General features: G+C 67.3%; 3 protein-coding genes and 1 pseudogene. All 4 read left to right on the forward strand.

Features of this window, described 5'->3' with window-relative positions; all coding sequences use genetic code 11:
* Window positions 1-1,306 precede the first annotated feature (1,306 nt).
* The 4 genes and pseudogenes from ACFVXE_RS38515 to ACFVXE_RS38530 all read left to right on the forward strand — a co-directional run bounded on the left by ACFVXE_RS38515 (window position 1,307) and on the right by ACFVXE_RS38530 (window position 5,593).
* The gene (locus ACFVXE_RS38515) at window positions 1,307-3,553 is read left to right on the forward strand and encodes a penicillin acylase family protein (protein WP_389678416.1); all 2,247 of its coding nucleotides are present in this window, start codon (window positions 1,307-1,309) and stop codon (window positions 3,551-3,553) included.
* 429 nt (window positions 3,554-3,982) lie between these two features.
* The gene (locus ACFVXE_RS38520) at window positions 3,983-4,174 is read left to right on the forward strand and encodes a hypothetical protein (protein ID WP_389678418.1); all 192 of its coding nucleotides are present in this window, start codon (window positions 3,983-3,985) and stop codon (window positions 4,172-4,174) included.
* A 3-nt stretch (window positions 4,175-4,177) separates the two neighbouring features.
* Window positions 4,178-5,070: pseudogene (locus ACFVXE_RS38525) on the forward strand (IS5 family transposase).
* A gap of 34 nt (window positions 5,071-5,104) precedes the next feature.
* Window positions 5,105-5,593 carry a hypothetical protein gene (locus tag ACFVXE_RS38530; RefSeq protein ID WP_389678420.1) on the forward strand — a complete coding sequence of 163 codons (489 nt, stop codon included), beginning with the start codon at window positions 5,105-5,107 and terminating at the stop codon, window positions 5,591-5,593.
* The last annotated feature ends 129 nt before the right edge of the window (window positions 5,594-5,722 follow it).

Here is a 5,722-nt window from a genome sequence, read left to right on the forward strand (position 1 = left end):
TGCGGGCGGATTTGTGGTGGTGGCGGGTCCCGGCCTGGGGTTGCGCGGGCGCCGCCGTGGCGGTGCCCGCGGGGATCAGCGTCGCCGCGGCCGCGGCGGCGCTGATCCCCGCGGTGCTCCGAAGAATCGTTCGGCGGGACACTCTTGAGCTTTCGCTGCTGGTCATCTGACGACATCACCTTTCACGGTCCGGTCGGGCCGGGCCGTTGTCCGTCGCGAAACCGGGGTGAGCCGGCTGCCCTGCGGGCGGCATACAACGCCGCGGAGGGCGCGGCGCCTCGATGGTTGTCGCGATGCCTGGGTGCCGCGCGCTGCTGCCGGGCAGACCCGCGTGATCCGCGAGCGCCCCGACCCCCTGGCCGTGAAAACCTTGTGGTGCCCACGCAATCTGTCAGCCGACGGTGAGTCAGAGCAATGATTCAATACTGGATTTAATATCAAATCCATGTTGCCGCAACACTTGACCGGCGCGGTGGCAGCGCGGTGCGTGGGGCGAGCAACCGGCAGTCGATGAAGGCCTGTTGACCCGCCGACAGCCTTCTACGTCCGGTCACTCGTCGGCGACGGCTTCAACCTCGATGCCTCCGGCCCGGATTGCGCAGAACTCGCCTCGCCGTGGCGGAGATCCGCAGACTCCTCGCGCACCCGCTCCCCCCGCCAAGCGCGATCCCCACACCCGAGCTCCGATGTGGTCCCACTGGCGCAGACACCGCCAAGCCATCTCACAACACGCCCATCACCGAAGAAGCAGCTTCTCAAAACACGAAATCCCGTCGAAGTATCAGGGAATCGTCGCAGTTCAAGGGGATTGACGCGCCTCCGTCCCGCGATGAACGAAGAGCTTCCGCTTGCGGCGGGGCGAGCCCTTGTCAGGGCGCCTCTTCCTGGGTAGGACTGTCCGCGTGGGTGATCACCGGAACTCGGGTGTGCTGTCAGGGAGGTCACTTGGTCATGGCTGCCGGGTGCGTGGTCGAGGTGACGATCAAGGCGATGACCGTGGGCGTCATCTCGGTCGGACAACCAAGGCTGTCGGGCGCAGCGGCGCTGCGGCGTCAGCGCGTCGAAACGATGACGAGGCAGGCGCGGTGCCTGTCGACCGGTCGGCCCGCCCTGCTCTGCCGTGGGTGAGGTTGTCGGCGACCGAGGTGAGATTTCGGCGGAGCCCCTCGAACGACGGGCGTCTTCGTGGCCATGACATGCCGTGCCGGCCGGACAGATCGCCGCGCGCTCTGCGAGCGGACCACCACTCACGAGATCACGTAAAGCCGCACGATCCCTTGATCCTCGAAGGAAGAAGGAGCCACTCATGAGCCAAGCGCAGAACTCCGGGCTGAGCCGACGACGCGTCCTGGGCGGAGCAGCCGGACTGACTGTTGCCGCGGCGGGGTTGCCGTCCGGTACCGCGTCCGCGGCATCGGCTCCGGCTCCGGCTCCGGCTCCGGCCGATGAGGCCCGCTGGCGCAGGCACGCTGCCCGGGTGACCATCACGAGGGACGACTGGGGAGTTCCGCACATAGTGGGCGAGACGGATGCCGACGCGGTGTTCGGGATGATGTACGCCCAGGCGGAGGACGACTTCAACCGGATCGAGCAGAACTACCTCGTCGCACTGGGTCGTCTTGCCGAGGCCGAGGGCGAGAGCGCGATCTGGCAGGACCTGCGTCAGCGACTGTTCCTCGACCCCGAGGCGCTGAAGAGGGACTATGCGAAGTGCCCAGCGTGGCTGCGCACGTTGATGCAGGCCTGGGCCGGCGGACTCAACTATTACCTCGCGACACACCCCGAGGTGCGTCCGCGCGTGCTCGACCGGTTCGAGCCGTGGATGCCGTTGAGCTTCTCGGAGGGCAGCATCGGCGGCGATATCGAGTCGGTGCTGCTCACCCAGCTCGAGGCCTTCTACGGCAAGCGCGACGTGCCGATGACCGACGAGGAGCGCGGGCTGGTGCTGCGTGAACCCACAGGGTCGAACGGCATGGCCGTAGCGCCGAGTCACACGCGGGACGGCCACGCGCTGCTGCTGATCAACCCGCACACCAGCTTCTTCTTCCGCGCGGAGCAGCATGTGACGAGCGGCGAGGGGTTCGACGTCTATGGTGCCGCTACCTGGGGCCAGTTCTTCATCTACCAGGGTTTCAACGCGCACACGGGCTGGATGCACACGACAAGCGGCGTCGACAACATCGACGAGTTCGCCGAGACGATCGTGACGGGGACCGACGGAACCCCCTCCTACCGCTACGGCGACGAACTGCGCCCCGTCACCACGAAGACGATCACCTTGTCCTTCCGTACCGCGAAGGGCGGGCAGGAGAAGCGCAGCTTCACCACGTTCGCCACGCACCATGGCCCGATCGTGCGCGAGGCGGACGGCAAGTGGATCGCGTGTGCGCTGATGAACAAGCCCGTCGAGGCGCTCAAGCAGAGCTTCCTGCGCACCACGACGCGGGACTACGAGCAGTACCTGAAGGTCGGGGGGCTGAAGGCGAACAGCTCGAACAACACACTGTTCGCGGACTCGAAGGGTGATATCGCCTTCCTGATGCCGCAGTTCATGCCGGTGAGGGACGACCGGTTCGACTATCTCAAGCCCGTCGACGGAAGTGATCCGGCGACCGACTGGCGTGGGCTGCACAGCCTGGACAGCATGCCGCAAGCTGTGAACCCGAAGAACGGCTGGGCGTTCAACACCAACAACTGGCCCTGGACCGCAGCCGGCGCGGACAGCCCCGACGCGGCCGACTATCCACGCTACTTCGACCGGGTCGGCGAGAACCCGCGCGGACCGCAGGCGATCCGGGTGTTGAGCGCGCGCGACGACTTCACCCCGGAGACGCTGATCGAGGCTGCGTTCGATCCGTACCTCACCGCCTTCGCGCGGCTGGTGCCGGGGCTTGTCGCCGCGTGGGACCAACTGCCGGAACACAGCAGGCAGAAGGCGAATCTGGCCGGTCCGATCGGCCTGCTTCACGACTGGGACCACCGGTGGGTCGCGGAGTCGACCGCGACGTCGGTGGCCGTGTTCTGGGGTGAGGACCTTTGGGCGCTCACGTCCCAGGCCGCGGCGGAAGCCGGGATGTCGGTGTGGGACTACATGGCCGACCGCACCACGGACGCGCAGCGGCTCGGGGCGCTCGAGACTGCGACACAGCGGCTGCAACGCGACTTCGGCGGCTTGGAGGTGCCGTGGGGCGAGATCAACCGCTACCAGCGCAACGACGGTGCGATCGTCCAGGAGTTCAGTGACGCCAAGCCGAGCATGCCCGTGCCCTTCGCCTCGTCACGATGGGGGTCCCTCGCCTCGTTCGGAGCCAAGGCCTACCCGGGAACGAAGCGCTACTACGGCACCAGCGGCAACAGCTTCGTGGCGGTCGTGGAGTTCGGGCCGCGACTGCGCGCCTGGGCGGTGACGGCGGGCGGGGAGAGCGGGCATCCCGACTCGCCGCACTTCGGCGACCAGGCCGAGCGCTATGCGAATGGCTCCCTGCGGCCCGTCTACTTCTATCCCGATGACCTCAAGGGCCATGTCGAGCGGAGGTATCGTCCCGGCAGGTGACCGGTCGCCCGGGAACGGACGCGACGAGGTGTGCTGCGTGCTCTGCGCAAACCGCTGCCTTCTTTGCCCCCAGTCGTCACCTGTCAGGTTGCTTGGCGTGCTGTTCACTGCCGTGGCGATCGGCCGTCGATGAGTGCGCAGGGTCTGCCTGTCACGACCGTGGGTGCCTGTCTGGGACGGCAGCGGCGGGAGCCCGACGGCGGTGCTGGACGAGATGCCGCTCAGCGACGAACGGCGTCGCGGTTTGCCGGTTCTGGCGGGGACGTCGCATGCCGTCTTCGTCTCCCGCTCCGGCCGCGGGCCCGGTGGTGCCCCGGTCTCCTTGCGCTCTTCACTTCCGAGGGAGAACTGCCGGCCTGCGGACATGGGACGGTCGCCGCCCTGGCCTTCCTCGCCGCACGGGCCGGAGGCGAGGAGTACCGGACCACCTTGCACACTTCGGGGCGCGTCTTCGAGGGCTGGTCCACATGGGACGGGACAGAGGCGAACGTCGCCTTCGAACCGGGTCCCGTGGATCTGCGCGAGCCCACGGAGACCGAGTGCCGGGACGTCCTCACCGCCCTCGGCGTCACCAGGCACACGCCGACATCCGGCGCCGCCATCGCCTCAGACCGCGTTTGAGATCTGCCGTACTCCTGGGTCGGAGCGGTCGTTGAGCTTTGCGTGAGCGGTGTTCGGGGCGGGTATCCGTCGGATCTGACCGACGAGCAGTGGGCCTTGGTGGAGCCGTTGCTGCCGCCGCCGAGAGTGGGACCGAACGGCGGGCGGCGGGAGAAGCACCCGCGGCGCCGGATCGTGGACGCGATTTTCTATGTGGTGCGGACCGGTTGCGCCTGGCGGCAGCTACCGAAGGACTTCGCTCCTTGGCCCACGGTGTACTGGTACTTCACGTGGTGGCATGACGACGGCACTGTCGAACGCATCCACGACGCGTTGCGGGGCCAGGTCCGGGAGGCTGACGGTAGGAATGCCGAGCCGAGCGCGGGGCTGATCGACTCGCAGTCCGTTCGCACGGCCGACACAGTGCCGGACACGACCAGGGGCTTCGACGCGGGCAAGAAGGTCAAGAGCCGCAAGCGGTTCATTGTCACCGACACCCTCGGCCTGCTCCTGGCCGTGCACGTCGTCGCGGCGAACGTTCAGGACCGCGACGGCGCCCGGCGCCCTGCTGTGGACCCGGCTCGACCACCCCGGGATCCGGAAGGTCTGGGCGGACCAAGGCTTCGCCGGCCGACTCGTCGACTGGACCGCCCAGATCCTGGGTCGAGAACTGGAGATCGTCCGAAAGGATCCCGGCCAGCGCGGCTTCCAGGTCCAGGCCCAAGCGTTGGGCGGTCGAGCGGACCTTTGCGTGGCTCACCGCCTACAGGCGTCTGGCCCGGGACTACGAAACCAGCCCCGCCCGGTCCGAAACGATGATCCGCTGGGCGATGATCGGCATCATGGTCCGTCGGCTCACCCGCCAGGGCCCCGCCGCCCGCGCCGGTCGTGCCCCCACGCACCGTCCCGCCGGATGATTGCCACATCCCAGCTGGCTGGGATGATCACCCAATGCTGCGAACCGTCGAGATCACTGCCGAACTGGCAGGGCTGCGCAAAGGCGAGGAATTCCACAACCTCCACTGGCAGTCCAAGCTCGAACTGAGCTTGGACTGCTTCATCTGCGAGCGCACAGAGCGCACCACCTCGTTTGAGTACGGCCAGGAACATGCAGTCTGTTCGGGAGACCAGAAGCACCCTCAGCACCCGGCCGCGGCACGCATCGCCGGCTTCGACGTCACCCACGAACAGGAGCGTCTGATACTCCGGGCCGTCGTCGACTACTGGTGGGCACCGTTCCACGACACTAAGCGGGCCACAGCCTCAACCGCGATGACCCGCTGGGTCCGTCTGTACGCCGCGTACCTCTGCCCCCACTCCCGGCAGACCGGAGCATTCAGTACCCAGAGCAACGTGGTCCACCCAGTAAGCCAAACCTGCAGATGTGGGCAACCGCTCGCCACGAGCTCCAACTCTCCCAGCATCCGGCAGCTGACCTGACCCTCAGAGTTCCCGAGATCTCAAACGCCCTCTCAAAGAGCGTTTCGTCCCGCAAGGGAGGCTTCTTGGTGCTTCGGGCGGCAGATTGCTTCGGTCTGACTGAGGTAGTGGGTGTCTGTTGTGGCAGGT

Origin of the sequence: Streptomyces sp. NPDC058231 (genome assembly GCF_042882275.1) — a bacterium.
GTDB lineage: Bacteria > Actinomycetota > Actinomycetes > Streptomycetales > Streptomycetaceae > Streptomyces.